We start from the raw sequence: 20,127 nt of genomic DNA on the forward strand, positions 1-20,127 counted from the left end.
TTAAGACGAGCCTCTGTTGTATGCTTAAGTGCAATTCATTTTCCTCTTATCCTGAGCTTTGTTACAGTGACAAGAGTTGTCAGCCAGGGATGTCAGGCGTGATAAGGTGGAAAAGCTCGTGCATGTGAAAAATACTTTTTACACAACAACCATTACCGTCATCATTGTCTCATTGATCATCTCGCTGTCGCTTGCCGTCCAAATTGCAACGTCCAGGCAGCAGTCAATCCAGCAAATTAATACCAGCGTCGCTAACCTGAGCCATACCCTTGATGTCTATACCGAAGGGATTATGCGCCAGAGTGAAATGTTAATTACTACCGTTTCCGACATAATCGAAATTTATGGCATGACGCCGCAACAGGCGACCCATATTCAGTGGATGATAAATAATCAGGACAATCTTCTTTCCCAGATTAATAATGTGGTTGTTTACGATGCCAGGGGCGATATCTTTACCGCATTACACGAAACGTTTACGGGCCCGCGCAAAGGCTCGGACAGAGAGTTTTTTATCTATCACAAGGAAAATAACAATCAGCAGATTTTTATTGGTGAGCCCGTAGTCAGCAGAACCAATGGTAAATGGGTCATCACCATTAGTCGCCGCCTTGAAACCCACACCGGGGCATTCAATGGTGTTGTGGTGGTGACGCTGGGGATCGAGAATTTTCTCGCGCTCTACGGGCAGATTAATATTGGTCACGCGGGGGTCATTGGCTTAACAACCGAGTCAGGCGTGCTGCTGGTCCGTTATCCTTTTAAAAATACCTATATCGGCACGATCGTTTCTGATTCACCGCTCTTCAGGAAATACCTCAAGGTACAAAATACCGGGATAGCCAGTTCCATTTCGCGGTTTGATAAAATCGAACGCATTTATGCCTATGAAAAAAACCGACGCTACGGGCTGGTCACCACCGTGGCCGTCAGCATTGATGAGGCCCTCGCTCCGTGGCGCAAGCAGGCCATTCAGCTGGCGGTACTCATTTTCGTTTTCACTGCGGTACTCATCGTCGCGTCATACTTCCTGTATTCCGACTTATCCAGAAAAACCAGAGATAACAAGGCGCTGAAGATTATCGCTTCTGAGGATGCGCTAACCGGGCTTTACAACCGTCGTATTTTTGATGAAAAAATTCTCTCGGAAATCGCGCTTTGTGCCGCACATGACGCACCGATTTCGATACTGATTGTGGACGTGGACTTCTTCAAAAAATACAACGATAACTACGGCCATCCGGAAGGGGACCGGTGTCTGGCGCTGCTGGGAAACAGTCTCAGGAAGAGCCTTACCCGTGATAATCAGATTGTGGCGCGATACGGCGGAGAGGAGTTTGCGCTGATATTGCCGGATACGGATATCCAGGAGGCGCTTCGACTGGCGCAGACGATCATACGCAACGTGTTTTCTCTGCAAATCGCACATGCTTTTAGCCCCTTCGGGCGGGTGACGGTAAGCGTCGGAATTTCTACCGCGCGAGCGGTCGACATCGCGGGCAGCCAGCAGAATATCATTATTGCCGCTGACCAGGCGCTCTACCAGGCAAAACGCGCAGGACGTAACCGATACGCGTTTGTTGGGGTATGAAAAAAAAAGCCCACTTAAAAGTGGGCAAGAAATACTGGAAGCAATGTGAGCAATGTCGTACTGAATACCTGAGCGTTTCGCTCAACTATTCAGTGTTGAGAAAGATAATCTTTCTCAACAAAAGATGCAACCCCACAGTTTATGTGGCACGCTCTTTTTGTTGATGGATAATTGCGCACTCTCGCATTGTGATGCCTATCACAAATTTCCTTTCTGAAATCCTGTGCTATTCTTTTTTGTGTCGTTGATTTAATGACAAAAACCATACAGAGAGGAAAGTTATGGGAATTTTATCCTGGATTATCTTTGGGCTTATTGCGGGTATTCTGGCGAAGTGGATCATGCCGGGCAAAGATGGCGGTGGATTTATCGTCACCGTAATACTGGGTATTATCGGCGCGGTAGTGGGCGGCTGGATCAGTACGCTTTTCGGTTTTGGCAAAGTCGATGGCTTTAACTTCGGCAGCTTCGCCGTTGCGGTGATCGGTGCGCTGGTTGTTCTGTTTATCTACAGAAAAATCAAAAGCTGATCCTTAACGCGTTAAAAAAGGCTGCCGGATGGCGGCCTTTTTTACGTGGCGGGTTTACCACCAGCCAAGCTGCGTGCCGGCAAACGCCGCGAGGGCAACGATCAGCATAATGAGGGTCGTTTTTCTCATTTATGCCCCCGGCGCCGCGTAACCACCGACAAAAAACCACGCTAAAAAAATCACCGCCGTTATAAAAATAACGACCGGGAAGAGGATCCCTATTCTCATACCATCACCTGTTTCGGTTTCTATAACGCCGTAGAGTGTACGGGGTTAATCCATAGTGAGAAAGCGTGTTTTGCTTTTTCCTTTCTTATCCTGATACATCGCGACATCCGCGTCGCGTAATGCGCTGTCCGGATCGGTTACCCTAGGGTCCACTTCGATAACGCCGAGGCTGGCACCGGGGTAGATGAGGTTGATGCTACCCAGCCAGTATTCACCGGCAATACAGGCGCTGAGACGCGTTTTGAGCAGGGTGACCTGCGCGTTATCTCCTTCGACGTGGGATGTGCTCAACGACGCCACCAGAAACTCATCGCCGCCCAGCCGACCAATGATATCGTCCTGCTGTTTTTCTTCCGTCAGACGCTTGCCCACTTCAATCAGGAACTGGTCGCCAGCCTCGTGGCCGTAGCGATCGTTAATCAGCTTAAAATCATCCAGATCGATGAACGCGATGACGGTGTTACGTTTAAGGTGCCGTGCCAGCGAAAACAGCGTGGTCAGGTCTTCAAAAATGGCGCGACGGTTGGGTAAACCGGTAAGGGCATCCGTGTAAGAGTGCGCGATGAGGGCCGCATTGGCTTCGCGAAGCTGGGTCACCAGCGACTCTTTCTGAATGGACTGGGCAATCAGCCCGGCGAATAGCTTCAGAACCTGTTCACCGCGCTCGCTAAGCGGCTTTCTGGCCGTGCTGGTGGCGCAGAGCGTTCCGTAGAGCGAACCATCCGCAAGATGGACTGGAATACTCATGTAGGTCGTGATACCGAGCGCTTTCGCCGCCTCGCACTCCGGCCAGCGTTCGGGAACGTCGTTGCTGAATACGGTGTCGCTATCCAGCGCGCGCTTACACAAGGTTTCATCCCACGGAACGCTCAGTCCCTCCGGGATTGTCATCTGCTTGCTGTTGCGGGCGTAAAGGATATGCTGCAGTCGGGCTTCTATATCTACCTTGGTGAGGTAAGTCGACTCCATGTCAGTCACTATCTCCAGCATCTCCAGCAGCTGGCGAACGAGACCTTCAAGGGATTGTTCAGTGGCGAGGGTTTCTGAAACACGGGCAAGGATAATATCCGACATGACGTAGAATGACTCCCAGGCAGAAGACGTCTGCATCTGCATGTTATGCTGAGTTTTTAGACTTCAGGCATAGTAAAACATGAATATAGAAAATTTAATATATGCAGGGAGAGGGCAGCAGGAGAGAAAAAAGGCCCCGTTGTTGAGACCGGGGCAAAGACATCTTGATTACGGAATGATGTTCTCTGGTCATATCGAGAACATGCATCACTATAGTGTTGAAAAGTGCAGTTAAAATGGAGAAATCATGGAGAAAGCGGCGGTGACCCGTTACCCTTAGACTGTAATGATGTGAAAAGGATCAATGAGATGAGATATCTGCTTCTGGCGCTGGCGCTTCCCCTGGCTGGCTGCACCGCTAAAACGACCCCACCCGATGCCCCGAAACCGCCGCACGCTATCGGTATGGCGAACCCGGCCTCCGTGTACTGTCTGGAGAAAGGCGGGGAACAGATCCCGGTTCAAAGCCCGCAGGGCGTTCGCACGGAGTGCAAACTCCCGGGGGGCGAAGTGATTGATGAATGGACGCTCTACCGTCGCGATCATCCGCAACCCACCAGGTGACAGACGTATATTGCCTGCGATACACTTCTCTTTAGGATTATTCTTAGCCAGTCCCTGGCTACCGTTATCGTGAGAGAAGTATGTTTCAGCTTAAACCGGGCAGCATGGCGATGATCGTGGGTGCCCGCACGGCGTCAGGCCGTCGCAATATTGGTAAATCTGTTGAGCTGTTTGGCCTGTGCCAGCCCGGCCTGCGTTTCGTTAACCCGGTCAACGGCGTGATGACGCAACTCCCCGCAACTGCGGATCGTGCGCTTTGGCTGGTGACGGGTGATGTTTACGCCTTTGACAATCAGCACGGCTTTGCGTTTGTCCGTGCCGAACATCTGATGCCGCTCACCCCCGATGAAGCGCCGCAAACCCTTGATGAGCTGGCGATCGGCTGATCAGAGGTGGCGCAGCCAGTCGGCTAATACCAGGGCGTGATTTTGCTTCGTGTCTTTGGCCGCAAAGAGCAGGGTGACGGTCTGCCTGTTCGCCAGCGTCGCCAGACGCCTTCCCTCATCAGCGTGCTGCGCCAGCTCTTCCCTATAGGCCTTACTGAAGGCGGCGAAATCAATGGTTTCGCTATGAAAGGCCTTGCGTAATTCATTCGAGGGCGTGAGCGCTTTGCACCATTCATCATACTCGAGGTCCGTTTTTTTGACCCCGCGCGGCCACAGCTTGTCCACCAGCACCCGATAGCCGTCGTCCGGAGCTGCCTGTTCGTACACGCGTTTGCATTGAATCATGATTCCACCCTCCCAATTTAAGGTATTGTGATAATTGCAGAAGATCGGTAGTCTGAGGTTCCTTATGTTATCTGATAATACTCTGGCATAAGGAACCTTTCATGGAACACCTCCCGGTTAAAACGACGCTGCGCATTGCGCTGGTTGGCGATTACAATCCCAATGTTATTGCGCATCAGGCGATCCCGCTGGCCATTGACGACGCCGCCGCAGTCCTTGACCTCACCGCCGATTACGACTGGCTTGCCACCACGGAGCTGACAAGCCCTGAAGATCTGGTGGGCTACGATGCCATCTGGCTGGTTCCCGCCAGCCCCTATAAAAACACCGAGGCCGCTTTTATCGCCGCGCGCTACGCCCGTGAAAACAGCATTCCGTTCCTTGGCACCTGCGGTGGATTCCAGCATGCGCTGATTGAGTATGCCCGCAATGTGTTGGGCTGGGCTGATGCGGCACATGCTGAGACGGATAGCGAAGGCACCATGGTGATTGCGCCGCTGGCCTGCTCGCTGGTGGAAAAAACCGATGCCATTGAGCTGCGCAAAAATACGCTGATCGCAAAAGCGTACGGCAAGCCGGAAATTGAAGAGGGATATCACTGTAACTATGGCGTGTCGCCAGAGTTTGCACAGGCGCTGGAAAGCGGTGATATGCACGTTACGGGCTGGGACGAACAGGGGGAAATTCGCGCCGCAGAACTGGTTACGCACCCGTTCTTCGTAATCACCTTATTCCAGCATGAGCGTAGTGCGCTGGAAGGACGCCCGGTCGTGCTGGTGCAGGCGATGCTGCGCGCGGCGCGCGATTCATAACGTCGTCGCTTCTCTTGCCGGGTGGCGCTGCGCTTACCCGGCCTACAATTCTGCGCGCGGGTAAGAAAAGGCAGACCCGATGGTCTGCCACACTGTTTAACGGGGCGCGATCTCCCGGTCTCGCCCGGCAAGCACGCCGCAAATGGCCATTATCACGGCGGCCAGGGCGCAGCCCAGGAGCGGGATCCGCCAGTCTCCCGCGCTATCGTGAATTTTCCCCATCAGCGGAGGGCCGCAGGCGGCGAGCAGATAGCCAATCGACTGCGCCATGCCGGAGAGCGCCGCGGCCTGGTGCGCGGAGCTGGCGCGCAACCCGATGAACGTCAGGCCGAGGATCATCGTTGCCCCTGTGCCAAAGCCAAACACCAGCGTCCACATCACCGCCATGTCAGGCATAAACCACAGCCCCGCCGCGCTTACCGCGCACAGCAGCGCCACTGCGCCTGCAATGACCCGCTGATCTTTCAGACGGTGGAGGACCAGCGGCACGGCAAGCCCCGGCACGGCCGTGGCCAGCTGCAGCAGCCCGTGCACCGATCCGGCCTGCGCTTCGCTGTAGCCGTGGCTAAGCAATATCGCCGGCAGCCAGCCGATGATCACGTAGTAAATCAGCGAGTTAATCCCCAAAAAGAGCGTCACCTGCCAGGCGAGGGCCGAGCGCCAGATGGCGCGATTATGCAGCGCGCCAGCGCCCGTTACCGTCGCAACGTGTTTCTGACGCCACTGGGGCAGCCAGAGCAGCAGCGCGACCAGCGGAAACGCCATCAGCATCAGCAGTGCGCCATGCCAGCCCGCATTACCCTGCGCCAGGGGAACAATCATCGCTGAGCCAAACGCCGCCGAGACGCCCATTGTCAGGGAGTAGGCCCCGGTGAGTCGGGCTACCTGGCCCGGGAAGTCACGTTTAATTAATCCGGGTAACAGCACGTTCCCGAGCGCAATCCCGCAGCCGATAACCGCGGTTCCGGTGAAAAGCAGCGCGGCGGAAGGCAGCGAGCGAAGTGCAATTCCGACGCAAATCAGCAGCAGGGCGATAAACAGGCTGCGCTCCATGCCGATGCGTCGGGCAACGCCTGCGGCGAGCGGCGAGACGAGGGCGAAAGCCAGCAGGGGCAGGGTGGTCAGCAGACCGGTTTGCGCCGTGCTTAAGCCATAATCAAGACGAATAGTGTCGAGCAGCGGGGCTGCGCCGGTAAAGGTGACGCGAAGCGTAGTGGCAATCATCAGGATGCCTGCAATCAACAGCGCGCCGTGTTTTCCTGAGGTGCGAATAGCAGTAGTCATTATGTTCTCATACGTTCAAGCGAGGGCACACAATACCGATTTTCTCAGCGGTTGAAATCAGGCTAAAATGACAGTTTATCGCTAAAATCGGACAAACTGATGATTGGTCTGGGACTGGACGGCTATGATCCCGATAGCCAGCACGATGCGGCCGTCGCGTTTCGCATCCGCGTGGTGGCGGAGGAACAATATATTCCCCGACATCATCACCGTAAGGGGCAGCTAATTCTGGCCCTCGGCGGCGCGATCACCTGCGAAGTGGAAAATGCCATGCTGATGGTCCCGCCCCAGTACGCCGTCTGGATCCCCGGCCAAATGCCGCACAGCAACAGGGCTACGCCGGGCGCGCAGCTCTGCTTTCTGTTCATTGAGCCGGGGGCGGCAAGCTTGCCCGAGCGCTGCTGCACCCTGAAAATCTCTCCTCTGGTGCGGGAGCTGATTTTATCCCTGGCGGAAAAATCGCGTGAACAGCTGCCTCTTGCGGCCACATCGCGCCTGGTGGACGTCCTGTTTGACGAGCTGCCGCTCCAGCGTCAGGAGCATCTGCAGCTGCCCGTGTCGCCCCATCCTAAAATTCGCCTGATGAGCGAGAAAATGGCGGAAGAGCCTGCCGCCTGGCAGACGCTGGCGCAGTGGGCGAGCCACTTCGCCATGAGCGAACGCAGCCTGGCGCGGCTGGTGGTGAAAGAGACCGGCTTAAGCTTTCGCCGCTGGCGTCACCAGCTGCAGCTGATCGTGGCGTTACAGCATTTGATTAGTGGGAAATCTGTACAGCAGGTGGCACAGTCACTGGGATATGACTCTACCACCGCGTTTATCACCATGTTCAGAAAGGGACTGGGCCAGACGCCGGCGCGTTATATGGCCAGCCTGACTACGACTTCCCGATAAACAGAGAGACAAGGCCTGCCGCAATCAGTGGCCCCACCGGAACGCCGCGGAAGATCGCCACGCCCAGAACGGTGCCCACCAGCAGACCCGCCACTATCGAGGGCTGGCTGCTCATCAGCGTAACGCCGCGTCCGCCCAGCCACGAAACAAAAATCCCCACCGCGATCGCTACCAGCGATTTCCAGTTTACAAACGAGTGCAGCAGGGTTGAGGCGGGCAGCGTACCGCTGGCGATGGGCGCCATTACCCCGATGGTTAAAATGATGATCCCGATGGTGAGGCCTTGTTTTTCTATCCACGGGAAAAAGCTATTTAACGGGGTCACGCGAACAATAATCAGCACCAGAATCGAGATGGCGACGGTGGTGTTATGGCTGACAAAGCCGAGCGCGGCGAGTGCCAGGAGAATGAGCAGAGTAGGGTCAAACATAGGGAATCCTTGCCAAAATAATTAACCTGCTTACAGTACGCGCAAACGCGACGCAGGACAGCTTTAAAAAGATTTTATTGTTGTCATAACCTTGTCATTTACGCGGATTAAAACGGAGGCAGATATCGCAAAAGGGGGCGCCATCATGAACGATCACATGTTTGTTGAAACGCTGATTATCTCCTCATCGTTTTTCGCTATTGCCGTTATTCTCGTCGCCTCCGTACTGTTCCTGGAAAGAAAAGGCTGACAGGGTCGCCAGCCATAGCGGTTATGCTTTATGGAAGTTCACAAGCTCAGGACGGGCGATGCGCAGGTAATCCTGGGTATCCATAATCACGGATTTCTCCAGCAGGCCGGCATTAAACGCGATTTCGTCAAAACGCTCGAACAGCAGCGGGTCGGCAACCAGTGCCAAATCAGGATGGAAGCTAAAGGGCGGGATAGCGCCGAAAACGCAGGCCGTCAGGGTATCGACCTCGGCCGGGCTGGCGAGGGAGGCCTTCAGCCCGCCAAAATGGCTGGCAAGCTGGCTCAGGTCAGCCTGCAGATCGGCGGCGAGGATCGCCAGAACGTGTTTTTTTACACCGTTTCCCTTCACCTTGCAGACCAGGGCCTTAGCGCCTTGCCGCAGATCGGTCCCGCGAATTTCACTTACCGCTTCACATTTCCCGACCGCCTCGTGCTCCATGACGCGAAACCGCGCGCCCTGCTCGGTGAGTAAGGTAATCAGTTGCTGGTGGGTTCCTGCCCCAATAACGTCGTCAGTCATAACGATTTCCCGGTGATAATCCAGTATGCAGCGTTCTACATTAGCACGGGATGAGCGGGGTCGAAAGAAAACAGCCAGCGGGTTCGCTGGCTGTTGGGTTATGCGTTGCTGGTAGAAGATTGCTTGTGGAAAAGCTCTCTGAAGACCGGATAAATATCATCCTGGTCACGGATATGCTGCATGGCAAAATTATCGAACATCGATTGCAGATGTTCATACTCCCGCCACAGGGTCTGGTGCGCGCGCCGGGTTATTTCGATATAGCTGTAGTAACGCACTACCGGCAGAATTTTCTTCGCCAGAATCTCGTGACACAGCGGTGAGTCGTCGGCCCAGTTATCACCGTCCGACGCCTGCGCGGCATAAATATTCCACTGCGACGGGTCATAACGCTCTTTCACCACTTCATCCATCAGCTTCAGGGCGCTTGATACGATGGTCCCGCCGGTCTCCTGCGAGTAGAAGAACTCATGTTCATCCACCTCTTTCGCCTGAGTGTGGTGGCGGATATAGACCACCTCCACGTTCTTATAGGTTCTGCTCAGGAACAGGTAGAGCAGAATATAAAAACGCTTCGCCATATCCTTGGTGGCCTGGTCCATCGAGCCTGACACGTCCATCAGACAGAACATCACCGCCTGGCTGGAGGGTTCAGGCCTTTTTTCGTAATTCTTGTAGCGTAGGTCAAAGGTGTCGATAAACGGTACCCGTTCGATCTTCGCCCTCAGCTCTGCAATCTCTTTACGCAGGCGCTCCTCTTCCAGCAGTTGCGCCGGTTCCGTGTTTTCCACGACCTTCAGGCTGCTCTCCAGCTCGCGCAGTTCGCGCCGTTTGCCCGCCGTCATCGCCGTTCGTCGCGCCAGCGAATTCTGCAACGAACGCACGACGCTGATATTGGCGGGCACGCCGTTGGCGGTATAGCCCGCGCGATGGGTTTTATATTCATTAAGCTGACGATGCTGATTCTTTTTCAGATTCGGCAGCGCCAGGTCTTCAAACAGCAGGTCGAGATATTCATCTTTCGAAATCTGGAAGACAAATTCGTCCTGGCCTTCACCGTCCTGGCTGGCCTGTCCCTGACCGCTTCCTGAACCACCGCCGCCGCCCTGAGGGCGCTCAATTCTGTCGTTCTGAACGAAGTGGTCATTACCTGGGTGTACGCGATGGCGCAGGCCGCCTCGCCCCTGATGAAACATCGGTTCGCTGATGTCATCGGTGGGGATGGAGACAGACTCGCCGCTGTCGACGTCGGTCACCGAGCGTTTGTTGATGGCCTCGGAGATAGACTGTTTAATTTGCGCTTTATAACGACGCAAGAAGCGCTGGCGGTTCACCGTGCTCTTGTTTTTGCCGTTAAGACGCCGGTCAATAAACCAGGTCATATGCCCCCCGTACTGCATTTGCCAACTTGCATTTTGTAGGCCCGGCAAGCGCTAACCGCTACCGGGCACTTGTTTTAAGACGATTTACGCACGCGCAGATACCATTCGCAGAGCAGGCGGACCTGCTTGCGGGTGTAGCCTTTTTCCATCATACGGTCGACAAAATCGTCGTGCTTTTTCTGCTCATCGGTTGAGGTTTTGGCGTTAAACGAGATCACCGGCAGCAGCTCTTCGGTATTGGAGAACATTTTCTTCTCAATAACCGTGCGCAGCTTCTCGTAGCTGGTCCAGTTCGGATTGCGTCCGTTGTTATGCGCTCTGGCGCGCAGGACGAAGTTCACAATCTCGTTACGGAAGTCTTTCGGGTTGCTGATCCCCGCAGGCTTCTCGATTTTTTCCAGCTCCGCGTTCAGGGATTCACGGTCAAACAGCTGGCCGGTATCCGGGTCGCGGTACTCCTGATCCTGGATCCAGAAGTCAGCATAGGTGACATAACGGTCGAAAATGTTCTGCCCGTATTCTGAATAGGATTCCAGGTAGGCCGTCTGGATCTCTTTGCCAATGAACTCGGCGTATTTCGGGATCAGGTAACCTTTGAGGAACTCAAGATAGCGTTCAGCCTGTTCCTGCGGGAACTGCTCGCGTTCGATTTGCTGCTCCAGCACGTAGAACAGATGAACCGGGTTGGCCGCCACTTCCGCATGGTCGAAGTTAAAGACGCGGGAGAGGATCTTAAACGCGAAACGCGTGGACAGACCGTTCATCCCCTCATCAACCCCGGCATAGTCGCGGTATTCCTGATACGATTTCGCTTTCGGGTCGGTGTCCTTCAGGCTCTCACCGTCATAGACGCGCATTTTCGAATAGATGCTGGAGTTTTCCGGCTCTTTCAGACGCGAAAGGATGGAGAAGCGTGACAGCGTTTCCAGCGTGCCGGGCGCGCAGGGGGCATGCACCAGCTCACTGTGGTTAAGCAGTTTCTCGTAAATTTTGATCTCTTCGGAGATCCGCAGGCAATAAGGCACCTTGACGATGTACACGCGGTCAAGGAAGGCCTCATTGTTTTTGTTATTACGGAAGGTCACCCATTCAGATTCGTTCGAGTGGGCGAGAATAATCCCGTTAAACGGCAGGGCGGAGATACCTTCCGTCCCGTTGTAGTTACCTTCCTGGGTCGCCGTCAGCAGAGGATGCAGCACTTTAATCGGTGCTTTAAACATCTCGACGAATTCCATAATCCCCTGGTTCGCGCGGCACAGCGCGCCTGAGTAACCGTAGGCATCCGGATCGTTTTGCGCGAAGTTTTCCAGCTTGCGGATGTCGACTTTACCCACCAGCGCCGAGATGTCCTGGTTGTTCTCATCACCGGGTTCTGTTTTGGCGATGGCGATCTGTTCAAGGATAGATGGCCAGACTTTCACCACGCGGAACTTGGTGATATCGCCACCAAACTCGTGCAGGCGTTTTGCCGCCCACGGCGACATGATGGTGCCAAGGTAGCGACGCGGAATGCCATACTCTTTATCCAGAATCTGCGCATCTTCCTGCGGATTGAACAGGCACAGCGGATGGTCGTTCACCGGGCTGCGTTCACCGTTGGCGCTCAGTACATAGATAGGCACGCGCTGCATCAGCGACTTCAGGCGTTCAGCCAGCGAGGATTTACCGCCACCCACCGGGCCAAGTAAATAGAGGATCTGTTTCTTCTCTTCCAGACCCTGAGCGGCATGCTTCAGATAGGAGACAATCTGTTCGATGGCATCTTCCATACCATAGAACTCTTCAAACGCCGGGTATCGGGCGACCACCCGATTCGAAAAGAGACGGGAAAGCCGAGGCTCCAGGGCAGTGTCAACCATGTTTGGCTCACCAATAGCCATTAATAGCCGTTCTGCCGCATTGGCATAGGCACTGCGATCTTGCCGACAGATGGTAAGAAACTCCTGCAGTGTGAACTCTTCGTCCTTGGCAGCTTCATAGCGCTGGCGATAGTGATCGAATATATTCATGGCATGCCGTCCTTTCGTTTTTTAGCACAGGATAAGAGCCGTTCGTATGAGTAGTGGAGGCTCCCGGAAGAGAATCTCTCGCACCTCACTGCCAGAGCAGCAACCTGTGTGCCAGGTCAGACGCTAAGAACCGCAGGTGTTCAGGAAAACTCTTCTTAAATTAAAGCGTAGATGGCATTTGCAAAACTTGCATGCCCAGAAAATCTACTTTCAATGACATATCAATAACTCATCCAAAAATTTCCACTGTCGTTATAAGACAAATGCACGTTTTTCATTCAGTGGTCATATAAATGAAAGCGGGCTGTCATCTGAAAAGTTAAAAATAACGGGTTAATCAGACTGATTAGCAGGCAAAAAATTTTGGGATGTACGGGAATGGCGGTTACACTTCATCCGCTGATTATTTGACTACAGGAAAGAATGGATTGTGACCAAACTCAAACTTCTGGCATTGGGCATCCTTGCCGCGACCGCAGTGAACACCGCACAGGCGGAAAGTCAGTGGACGGTTGGCGCGGGTGTTGGCGTCATTAACAGCCCGTACAAACAGTATGACCGTGATGTGTATCCTGTTCCCGTTATCACCTATGAAGGCGATAACGTCTGGTTCCGCGGGCTCGGCGGCGGCTACTATCTCTGGAACGATAAGGCCGATAAGCTCTCCATCATGGCCTACTACGATCCAACGCACTTCAAGCCGGGTGACAGCGATAGCCACGCGCTTCGCCAGCTCGACAAGCGCAAAAGCTCGATGATGGCCGGGCTCTCATACGTGCATAACACCCAGTATGGCTTCCTGCGTACGGCCCTGGCGGGTGATACGCTGGATAACAGCAACGGCTTTATCTGGGATCTGGCGTGGCTGTACCGCTATACCAACGGTGGGCTGACTCTGACGCCGGGTATCGGTGTGCAATACAACAGCGAGAACTACAACGACTACTACTACGGCGTCTCTAAAAACGAGTCCCGCCGCAGTGGTCTGAAAAGTTATAGTGCAGATGACGGCTGGGATCCTTACCTGGAGCTGACCGCGAGCTACAACTTCCTTGGCGACTGGAGCGTGTACGGTACCGGCCGCTATGAGCGACTGAGCGACGAAGTGAAGGATAGCCCGATGGTCGACAAATCCTGGGCGGGTATTTTCTCTGTAGGCGTGAGCTACAAGTTCTGATTTCGCACTAATATTGTGCAATTGATGCATTAAAACGGGGCGCTTGCGCCCCGTTTGCTTTAATGTGGTGCAGTGAAGCGGGGGAGGTGAAATGCCTTAGCGTTTCACAATCTTAATTGTCTGCCCTAAACGAGACGGTTTTTCGTCGCTCGCTTTTTGCGGCGTGCTCACGCAGGCGGTTTCCACGCAGACAAACGTTTTATACCCTTCATCCGTCATGTCGGCCATGCTGACGGACAGCGCCGGACCCGGGTTCCAGCCCACCACGTCACTGTGATGATGATGGACCACTTCAATTGCGCGGCTCAGCGCGCCGTCGTGGATCACGCTGCACGCTTCCGGGTGCAGGTAGACGCGGTCGGTACGGTCAGGGAACGTCTGTACGCCGTCGCTCAGTTTACCTTCTTTGGCGTTATCCACTTTGTCGATAAAGGTATCGCCAAGACCGCTCACCTTCACGGCGCTGATATCACCCACGTTGAAGTAGGTGTGCAGGGCGGCGGTGGTTTCGAACTCACCGTGGGCTTCCAGTTCGATTTCACAGGTTTTACCCAGCTTAAAGCGGGCGTACAGGGTGAAATCGTGCGGCCAGAGGGCGCGGGTTTCATTATTAGCCTGCAGCTCAAAGGTCAGCACGGCGCCGTTGTCATCTTCATTATGTGCTTTCAGCGTCCACTGCTGGTTACGGGCAAAACCGTGAGACGGTAAACCCGGCTGTGCGGACGGGCCGAACCACGGCCAGCAGATCGGCACGCCACCGCGAATAGCGGCCCCTTTTTTGAAGGAGGTCGCATCGCTCAGCCACAATCCTTCGGCTTCGCCTTCCGGTTTCCAGGAAAGCAGGTGGGCGCCGTTCAGCGCCACGGACGCTTTGACGCGCGGATGGTCAACGACGATAACGTCGGCACCGTCAATCTGACGGCGGGAGAGCACAGGGGTAAGTTGTTCGACTACCGGAAGTGCAAAAATTTTATTAATCATTAAGCAATCCTCTGTCTTATAAATAAAAAAGGCGACCGAAGTGGCCCATCATGATTTGGTGAATTCAGTAAGCTACTGTTTTTGCAGTAATGTGGTCACAACATTCTACAGCATAAAACCACGCCTAACATCAGTGATTGGGGCAATTGTTAAACCACGCCTCACAGATGCAGCGACAGAAGGTAGACGGAAGCGGATCCGAGACGGCGAAGAAAAAATGTCTGCTCCGCCGATCCTGGGAGTGGGTGAAATTCACTGGGAGCAGACATGTCTGGTTCTTTAGCATCACACCCACCGATGGAGGGCTTAATGACAGGGGGAGGGTAGTGAGACCATCATCGTTCGTCAAATATCTTAAGGATAGCTACTCGGTATATAAAGTAACCAACGATAATGAGAGCAACAGACGCTCCGCCCCAGATGAATCGGGATTCATCTTTTGAAAATGAAAAGAAATAAATACAGAACAATAGGCCAGCAGAAGCAATCCCCATCCCTAATCCACGCAAGATTCGGGATGCTATAAATCTGATAGAGTCTTGTACGTTCATAATCCACCGAAAAAATATTTGCACATCTCATTAAATTCTTGCTTGTTAACATCTGCCATACTGCAAGCGTCAATGAAAGGTTTCAATTTATCTTCAACAAGGAAGTAAAGAAGATCCAAATCACCCATCCCTTTAAGTCGGTAGTAAAGAGCGGGGTTCTGGTTTTCAAGTTTGCGGGCTGTGTAGATGGCCCTGGAGGTCTCGGCACCAATGGTGAGAACACTTCCGAGTACCACTCCAGAAGCAAAGGAAACCATTATCTGTGAGGATATCGCCGCACCTAGTTTTATTCCGGTTAACTCTGCAAATATAAATTTACCAGCCATTACGCCAGTAAAATTTTGCGCAATCCCCTGAACATCATCCATATTAACTTTTGACATGAACTCTCTGACAACGACATTTACTATCTTTTGAGCCTCCTGATTGAGTGACATACCTCGTTTGAGCATGTTCGCCATTCGAACCCGATCATCAAAGTTAGAATGACGATGGGTTGTATCCAGGAAATCATAGCCTAGATAATACATGCTGACGGGGAAGGAGAGCATGCCATGAGCAATTGAAACCAAAAATCCGGAGTCGTCCGCATTAAGGCTTTTCAGCATTCTTTTTGCTAATATTTTCGCGCTGTCCATTTTATATACTCCCTCAAATGACAATCTTTCTCCCAGAGACATAAAATCATAAGGCAGAAATGGGGGAAAGGTTTTTATACCCATTTTTATGAGGGGAGTGAGTGATATTCACTATGATAGTGGGCAGTATGCGGTTTATGGAGATGATAAAAATGATATTAAACAACAATTTAAACCAATAAAAAAAAGGCGACCGAAGTCGCCTTTTTGGATCAAACACTCATCTCAACTTATTTGGAGATGTGAGCGATCAGGTCCAGTACTTTGTTAGAGTAGCCGGTTTCGTTGTCGTACCAGGATACCAGTTTAACGAAGTTGTCGTTCAGTGCGATACCAGCTTTAGCATCGAATACTGAAGTGCAGATTTCGCCGTTGAAATCGGTAGATACAACGTCGTCTTCGGTGTAGCCCAGAACGCCTTTCATTGCGCCTTCGGAAGCAGCTTTGATTGCTTTCTTAATTTCTTCATAAGAAGCAGCTTTTTCCAGACGAACGGTCAGGTCAACAACGGATACGTTAGGAGTTGGAACGCGGAACGCCATACCAGTCAGTTTGCCATTCAGTTCTGGCAGTACTTTACCTACAGCTTTAGCAGCACCGGTAGAGGATGGGATGATGTTCTGAGCCGCGCCACGGCCGCCGCGCCAGTCTTTGTGAGACGGGCCATCAACGGTTTTCTGAGTAGCGGTGGTTGCGTGAACGGTAGTCATCAGACCTTCGATGATGCCGAAGTTGTCGTTGATAACTTTAGCCAGCGGTGCCAGGCAGTTGGTGGTACAGGATGCGTTAGACACGATATCCTGGCCAGCGTAAGTTTCGAAGTTTGCACCACGAACGAACATTGGGGTGTTGTCTTTGGAAGGACCAGTCAGAACAACTTTCTTCGCACCCGCAGTGATGTGTTTACGTGCAGTTTCGTCGGTCAGGAAGATACCGGTTGCTTCAGCAACAACGTCAACACCGATTTCGTTCCATTTCAGGTTAGCTGGGTCTTTTTCAGCAGTAACGCGGATGGTTTTGCCATTAACAACCAGGTGGCCGTCTTTCACTTCAACGGTGCCGTCGAAACGACCGTGAGTTGAGTCGTACTTCAGCATGTACGCCATGTATTCAGCGTCCAGGAGATCGTTGATACCAACGATTTCGATGTCAGAACGTTTCTGAGCAGCACGGAAAACAATACGGCCGATACGGCCAAAACCGTTGATACCTACTTTGATAGTCATATATTCCACCAGCTATTTGTTAGTGAATAAAAGGTTGCCTGTAAAATTACAAAAACCTTACGCAGCGTCAAGCGGAATCGTGTCAATCATTGCGACAAATCAATCCTGTGACTAACGTTTGTGCGACTGACTCGCCTCACTTTCCCTTTGAGCTTGCACCCATATGGGGGCTGCGCCGGGATTTTAAAGGCCTCGCAGGATAAAAATGTGAGCATGATCACAATTGCCTGACCGCCTTTTCGCGACACATAAGTTTAGATCAAAAGTGCACGCAAGGGTGTTAATGTTTTGTTAGAATCCGGGTTAAAAGATGTCTGTTTCTACAGCGAGATGTAAGCATATGTCGAACCAACGTAACCCTGAAGATTTGAAAAAAAACCTCACAGAAATGCAGTTTTACGTGACGCAGAATCACGGGACGGAACCGCCGTTCACCGGGCGTTTACTGCACAACAAGCGAGACGGCGTCTACCACTGCCTGGTCTGTGATGCGCCGCTGTTCAACTCACAAACGAAATTTGATTCTGGCTGCGGCTGGCCGAGCTTCTACGAGCCGGTGAGCGATGAAGCCATCCGCTACCTGACCGACTCGTCGCATGGCATGGTGCGCACGGAAATTCGCTGCGGCAACTGCGATGCGCACCTTGGGCACGTCTTCCCTGATGGCCCTCAGCCCACGGGCGAGCGTTTCTGCGTGAACTCAGCCTCAATGAGCTTCACTGACGACGAAAACGGCGACCAGGTGAAGGGTTGAAAAAACGATTCAGCTAATTATTCCTCTAAAAGGGCGCGATTGTGAATATTGATGACATGATTAGCGGTATGACGCCGGAGATTTATCAGCGTCTGGTGACCGCCGTAGAGCTGGGAAAATGGCCCGATGGCGTCGCGCTGACGCCGGAGCAAAAAGAGAACAGCCTGCAGCTGGTGATGTTGTGGCAGGCGCGCAATAACACCGACGCGCAGCACATGACTATCGACACCCAGGGCCAGATGGTGATGAAGAGCAAGCGCGAGCTGAAAGAAGACTTCGGCATCACGCCGAAGCCGATTGCGACGATGAAAATGCAATAAGGGTGCGGGTTGATGCCCTCACCCAACCCTCTCCCACGGGGAGAGGGCTTGATTGTCTTACTACTTATGCGGGATCCCGAGCGATTCCGCCAGCTGCTTCGCTAACTGATTGTTGTCATCAGCCCCGTACTCCCAGAACATCGCCCCGGCGAGACCTTTCTCTTTGATGTAGTCCGCTTTGATGGCAACGGAACGCGGGTTCTCATACGAAATCGCGAACAGCGCGTTGCCATCGGCACCCTTCACCGAGAGCCACGGTACTTTCGCCTGGTCGTCCCAGTGCTCGGTAAAGCGCTTCTGCGGATCGTTCAACAGCTTCTTCACAATATCGTTGTACTTCACGTAGGTATCTTTGGTCAGGTCATAGCCGAGTGACTTGAACAACCCGATCTCCTGAGGCCCGAAGTAGGGCTGGGTAACCGGATTTTTTTGCGCATCCGGTTTCGTCCAGTCGATACCCGACTCAACGGCGCGTTTCGGTACGCGGCCATAGAAACCAATCCCGAGGTTCATCTGCTGCGGCTTCAGCCCGGCGGCCAGATAGTTATTCACCACAAAATCTACGCTGTATTTGTCTGCGGCAGCCACCGTCGGCCAGGCGCTGGAGTCATACAGGTTGGCATTGAAGTACTGCGTACCGTACGCCATGTCGTAGGTCATCAGGTTGATGTAGTCGAGCAGGGGCGCGATGGCTTTAATATCCACCCAGCTTTTCGGACTTTCCGCATTCGCGCCTACCGCAATGGTCACCAGCTTTTTATGCCCGAACGCCGTACGCATCTCTTTCAGCAGGGCGGTGAAGTTATCCCGGTCGGCGGGCTGGCTTGCGACCAGCCCCCAGGCGCCGTTGACCGGATACTCCCAGTCGAGATCGATCCCGTCCAGGCCGTATTTGTCGACAATCTCCTGCGCGGAGCGGATAAACACCGCGCGCGTCTCTTTGGTTGCCGCTGCACCAGAGAAGCCACGCGCGCCCCAGCCGCCAACGGAAAGCAGCACTTTGAGGTTCGGGTTTTGCTTACGCAGGGTAGGGATGAGGGCCAGATCGGCAGCGACTTTTGGCGATAGCCAGATCTGATGCAGTTTCGCCGGATCTTTTAGCGCAGCGTTGGTTTCGTCTTTTTCGTCGTTATAGACCAGACCAAACGAGTAGTTCAGGTGGGTGATCTGGCGAACGTCTAATTTATTGATATCGCCACCCGGTCCGGCGGTGACATCGCCACCCCCGTTAAAGTAGCCCACGGACATCAGGGTACTGGCGGAGGCAACTGACGCGCAAAGCAAGGGTAATGCTGCCAGCAAGGGCAAACGTTTCATACAAGTTCCTCTTTGACTTAATAAAATTAACCACGCCACAGAAAAGGCGTGGCGAAAAAACAGCCTGACGAGAATAGCATTGCAGCTTCGCTGAGGATGCGAGGGAGTTCACTTTATGGGGGATTGGAGAGGGGGATTGCCGGGTGGCGGCTGCGCCTTACCCGGCCTACGGGGAAAGGTCGGCCGGGTAAGGCGCAGCCGCCACCCGGCTTAAAAGACTTACGCCTGCGTCTCCAGCCAGTCTTCGAGCGTATACAGCGTCGCGCCTTCCGCAGCCATATCCATAAACGCCTGAGCGCTGTCCTGCGGGTGAATGTTCACCCCGCGGCAGCCGTCGGTGATGACGCTGACGGTGTAACCTAACTGGAGCGCGTCCAGAACGGTAAACTTCACGCAGTAATCCGTCGCCAGGCCCAGCACAATCAGCTCCGTGATTTCGTGATGACGTAACCACGCGTCCAGCGCCGTTTTCTGGCGATGCCCGTTATCAAAAAACGCGCTATAGCTGTCGATAGCCGGGTTTTCACCTTTGTGGAACACCGCGTCGATGGCTTTCTGATTCAGGAGCGGATGCAGCTCCGCGCCTTCCGTCTGCTGTACGCAGTGATCCGGCCAGAAGGTTTGCGCCAGCCCGTCGAGTTCCCCCTCAGTGAAAGGCTCGACGTCGTGCTGGCTGGCAAAGCTGCCGTGGTTCGCCGGGTGCCAGTCCTGGCTTGCAACAACCGCTTCGCCGCGGGCTTTGCACCAGTCCATCAGCGTGTTTGCCACGTCAACGGTGCTGTCACCTTCGGCGACGGCCAGCGCACCGCCCGCGCAGAAATCATTTTGCAAATCGACCAGTAGCAGGGCGCGTTGCTTCATGAGC

General features: G+C 53.5%; 23 protein-coding genes. 10 read left to right on the top strand and 13 right to left on the bottom strand.

The features are described 5' to 3' along the window. Positions 1-106 precede the first annotated feature (106 nt). Positions 107-1,591 carry a sensor domain-containing diguanylate cyclase gene (locus GVO84_RS08830; RefSeq protein ID WP_370686452.1) on the top strand — a complete coding sequence of 495 codons (1,485 nt, stop codon included), beginning with the start codon at positions 107-109 and terminating at the stop codon, positions 1,589-1,591. 281 nt (positions 1,592-1,872) lie between these two features. Next, positions 1,873-2,121 (top strand): GlsB/YeaQ/YmgE family stress response membrane protein, encoded by a 249-nt coding sequence (locus tag GVO84_RS08835; RefSeq protein WP_006174788.1) that lies wholly within the window; start codon positions 1,873-1,875, stop codon positions 2,119-2,121. Positions 2,122-2,250: 129 nt separating this feature from the next. On the opposite strand, the gene GVO84_RS08840 is transcribed toward GVO84_RS08835, so the two are convergent. After that, complete coding sequence (locus GVO84_RS08840) at positions 2,251-2,349, bottom strand: YoaK family small membrane protein (RefSeq protein ID WP_029739841.1); 99 nt, start codon at positions 2,347-2,349, stop codon at positions 2,251-2,253. Between the two features lie 45 nt (positions 2,350-2,394). After that, the gene (locus GVO84_RS08845) at positions 2,395-3,423 is read right to left on the bottom strand and encodes a sensor domain-containing diguanylate cyclase (RefSeq protein ID WP_159515618.1); all 1,029 of its coding nucleotides are present in this window, start codon (positions 3,421-3,423) and stop codon (positions 2,395-2,397) included. 309 nt (positions 3,424-3,732) lie between these two features. Between GVO84_RS08845 and GVO84_RS08850 the strand changes: the two genes are divergently transcribed. Together GVO84_RS08850 and GVO84_RS08855 are read left to right on the top strand one after the other, a co-directional pair. Then, positions 3,733-3,987, top strand: coding sequence for a putative hemolysin (locus tag GVO84_RS08850; RefSeq protein ID WP_159513904.1), 255 nt, complete (start codon positions 3,733-3,735; stop codon positions 3,985-3,987). 80 nt (positions 3,988-4,067) lie between these two features. Beyond that, a complete protein-coding gene (locus tag GVO84_RS08855; protein WP_121423401.1) occupies positions 4,068-4,373 on the top strand; it encodes a hypothetical protein in 306 nt (101 codons plus the stop codon). Here the strand turns inward: GVO84_RS08855 and GVO84_RS08860 are convergent, their stop codons facing one another. Continuing rightward, positions 4,374-4,718, bottom strand: coding sequence for a DUF488 domain-containing protein (locus GVO84_RS08860; protein WP_159513905.1), 345 nt, complete (start codon positions 4,716-4,718; stop codon positions 4,374-4,376). It lies immediately after the preceding gene. A 101-nt stretch (positions 4,719-4,819) separates the two neighbouring features. Between GVO84_RS08860 and GVO84_RS08865 the strand changes: the two genes are divergently transcribed. Beyond that, positions 4,820-5,530: a CTP synthase C-terminal region-related (seleno)protein gene (locus tag GVO84_RS08865; RefSeq protein WP_159513906.1), complete on the top strand. Its 711-nt coding sequence runs from the start codon at positions 4,820-4,822 to the stop codon at positions 5,528-5,530. A gap of 96 nt (positions 5,531-5,626) precedes the next feature. Here the strand turns inward: GVO84_RS08865 and GVO84_RS08870 are convergent, their stop codons facing one another. After that, positions 5,627-6,814, bottom strand: coding sequence for a CynX/NimT family MFS transporter (locus GVO84_RS08870; RefSeq protein ID WP_159513907.1), 1,188 nt, complete (start codon positions 6,812-6,814; stop codon positions 5,627-5,629). Positions 6,815-6,913: 99 nt separating this feature from the next. Between GVO84_RS08870 and GVO84_RS08875 the strand changes: the two genes are divergently transcribed. Then, entirely contained in the window at positions 6,914-7,705 is a 792-nt protein-coding gene (locus GVO84_RS08875) for an AraC family transcriptional regulator (protein WP_159513908.1), read from the top strand. On the opposite strand, the gene GVO84_RS08880 is transcribed toward GVO84_RS08875, so the two are convergent. Continuing rightward, positions 7,689-8,135: a DUF441 domain-containing protein gene (locus tag GVO84_RS08880; protein ID WP_121423405.1), complete on the bottom strand. Its 447-nt coding sequence runs from the start codon at positions 8,133-8,135 to the stop codon at positions 7,689-7,691. The two genes, GVO84_RS08875 and GVO84_RS08880, sit on opposite strands and share 17 nt — an antisense overlap. A 145-nt stretch (positions 8,136-8,280) precedes the next feature. Between GVO84_RS08880 and yoaI the strand changes: the two genes are divergently transcribed. Then, positions 8,281-8,385, top strand: coding sequence for a small membrane protein YoaI (yoaI, locus tag GVO84_RS08885; protein ID WP_010430055.1), 105 nt, complete (start codon positions 8,281-8,283; stop codon positions 8,383-8,385). A gap of 21 nt (positions 8,386-8,406) precedes the next feature. On the opposite strand, the gene GVO84_RS08890 is transcribed toward yoaI, so the two are convergent. From GVO84_RS08890 to yeaG, 3 genes are all read right to left on the bottom strand, one after another. Further along, the gene (locus tag GVO84_RS08890) at positions 8,407-8,907 is read right to left on the bottom strand and encodes a YbaK/prolyl-tRNA synthetase associated domain-containing protein (RefSeq protein ID WP_029739834.1); all 501 of its coding nucleotides are present in this window, start codon (positions 8,905-8,907) and stop codon (positions 8,407-8,409) included. A 98-nt stretch (positions 8,908-9,005) separates the two neighbouring features. Then, on the bottom strand, positions 9,006-10,289 hold the full coding sequence (locus GVO84_RS08895) for a YeaH/YhbH family protein (protein WP_024908577.1): 1,284 nt from the start codon (positions 10,287-10,289) through the stop codon (positions 9,006-9,008). A gap of 74 nt (positions 10,290-10,363) precedes the next feature. Next, complete coding sequence (yeaG, locus tag GVO84_RS08900) at positions 10,364-12,298, bottom strand: protein kinase YeaG (protein ID WP_008500713.1); 1,935 nt, start codon at positions 12,296-12,298, stop codon at positions 10,364-10,366. A gap of 430 nt (positions 12,299-12,728) precedes the next feature. Between yeaG and GVO84_RS08905 the strand changes: the two genes are divergently transcribed. Beyond that, positions 12,729-13,475, top strand: coding sequence for a MipA/OmpV family protein (locus tag GVO84_RS08905; RefSeq protein WP_121423406.1), 747 nt, complete (start codon positions 12,729-12,731; stop codon positions 13,473-13,475). A 96-nt stretch (positions 13,476-13,571) separates the two neighbouring features. Here the strand turns inward: GVO84_RS08905 and GVO84_RS08910 are convergent, their stop codons facing one another. The 3 genes from GVO84_RS08910 to gapA all read right to left on the bottom strand — a co-directional run bounded on the left by GVO84_RS08910 (position 13,572) and on the right by gapA (position 16,871). Beyond that, positions 13,572-14,456 carry a D-hexose-6-phosphate mutarotase gene (locus GVO84_RS08910; protein WP_159513909.1) on the bottom strand — a complete coding sequence of 295 codons (885 nt, stop codon included), beginning with the start codon at positions 14,454-14,456 and terminating at the stop codon, positions 13,572-13,574. A 547-nt stretch (positions 14,457-15,003) separates the two neighbouring features. After that, positions 15,004-15,645: a hypothetical protein gene (locus GVO84_RS08915; RefSeq protein WP_236545796.1), complete on the bottom strand. Its 642-nt coding sequence runs from the start codon at positions 15,643-15,645 to the stop codon at positions 15,004-15,006. Positions 15,646-15,875: 230 nt separating this feature from the next. Beyond that, positions 15,876-16,871 carry a glyceraldehyde-3-phosphate dehydrogenase gene (gene gapA, locus GVO84_RS08920; protein WP_023311257.1) on the bottom strand — a complete coding sequence of 332 codons (996 nt, stop codon included), beginning with the start codon at positions 16,869-16,871 and terminating at the stop codon, positions 15,876-15,878. 340 nt (positions 16,872-17,211) lie between these two features. Here gapA and msrB point away from each other — a divergent pair, with 340 nt between their 5' ends. Further along, complete coding sequence (gene msrB / locus GVO84_RS08925; RefSeq protein ID WP_024908573.1) at positions 17,212-17,625, top strand: peptide-methionine (R)-S-oxide reductase MsrB; 414 nt, start codon at positions 17,212-17,214, stop codon at positions 17,623-17,625. Positions 17,626-17,681: 56 nt separating this feature from the next. Then, entirely contained in the window at positions 17,682-17,945 is a 264-nt protein-coding gene (locus GVO84_RS08930) for a YeaC family protein (RefSeq protein ID WP_196239757.1), read from the top strand. A 60-nt stretch (positions 17,946-18,005) separates the two neighbouring features. Here GVO84_RS08930 and GVO84_RS08935 read toward each other — a convergent pair whose 3' ends face one another. Both GVO84_RS08935 and pncA read right to left on the bottom strand, forming a co-directional pair. Then, the gene (locus GVO84_RS08935) at positions 18,006-19,262 is read right to left on the bottom strand and encodes a glycoside hydrolase family 18 protein (RefSeq protein WP_159513910.1); all 1,257 of its coding nucleotides are present in this window, start codon (positions 19,260-19,262) and stop codon (positions 18,006-18,008) included. Between the two features lie 219 nt (positions 19,263-19,481). After that, positions 19,482-20,123 (bottom strand): bifunctional nicotinamidase/pyrazinamidase, encoded by a 642-nt coding sequence (gene pncA / locus GVO84_RS08940; RefSeq protein ID WP_121423409.1) that lies wholly within the window; start codon positions 20,121-20,123, stop codon positions 19,482-19,484. Between the last annotated feature and the right edge of the window lie 4 nt (positions 20,124-20,127).

Source organism: Enterobacter sp. SM3 (genome assembly GCF_009811935.2).
Classification (GTDB): Bacteria; Pseudomonadota; Gammaproteobacteria; order Enterobacterales; family Enterobacteriaceae; genus Enterobacter; species Enterobacter asburiae_D.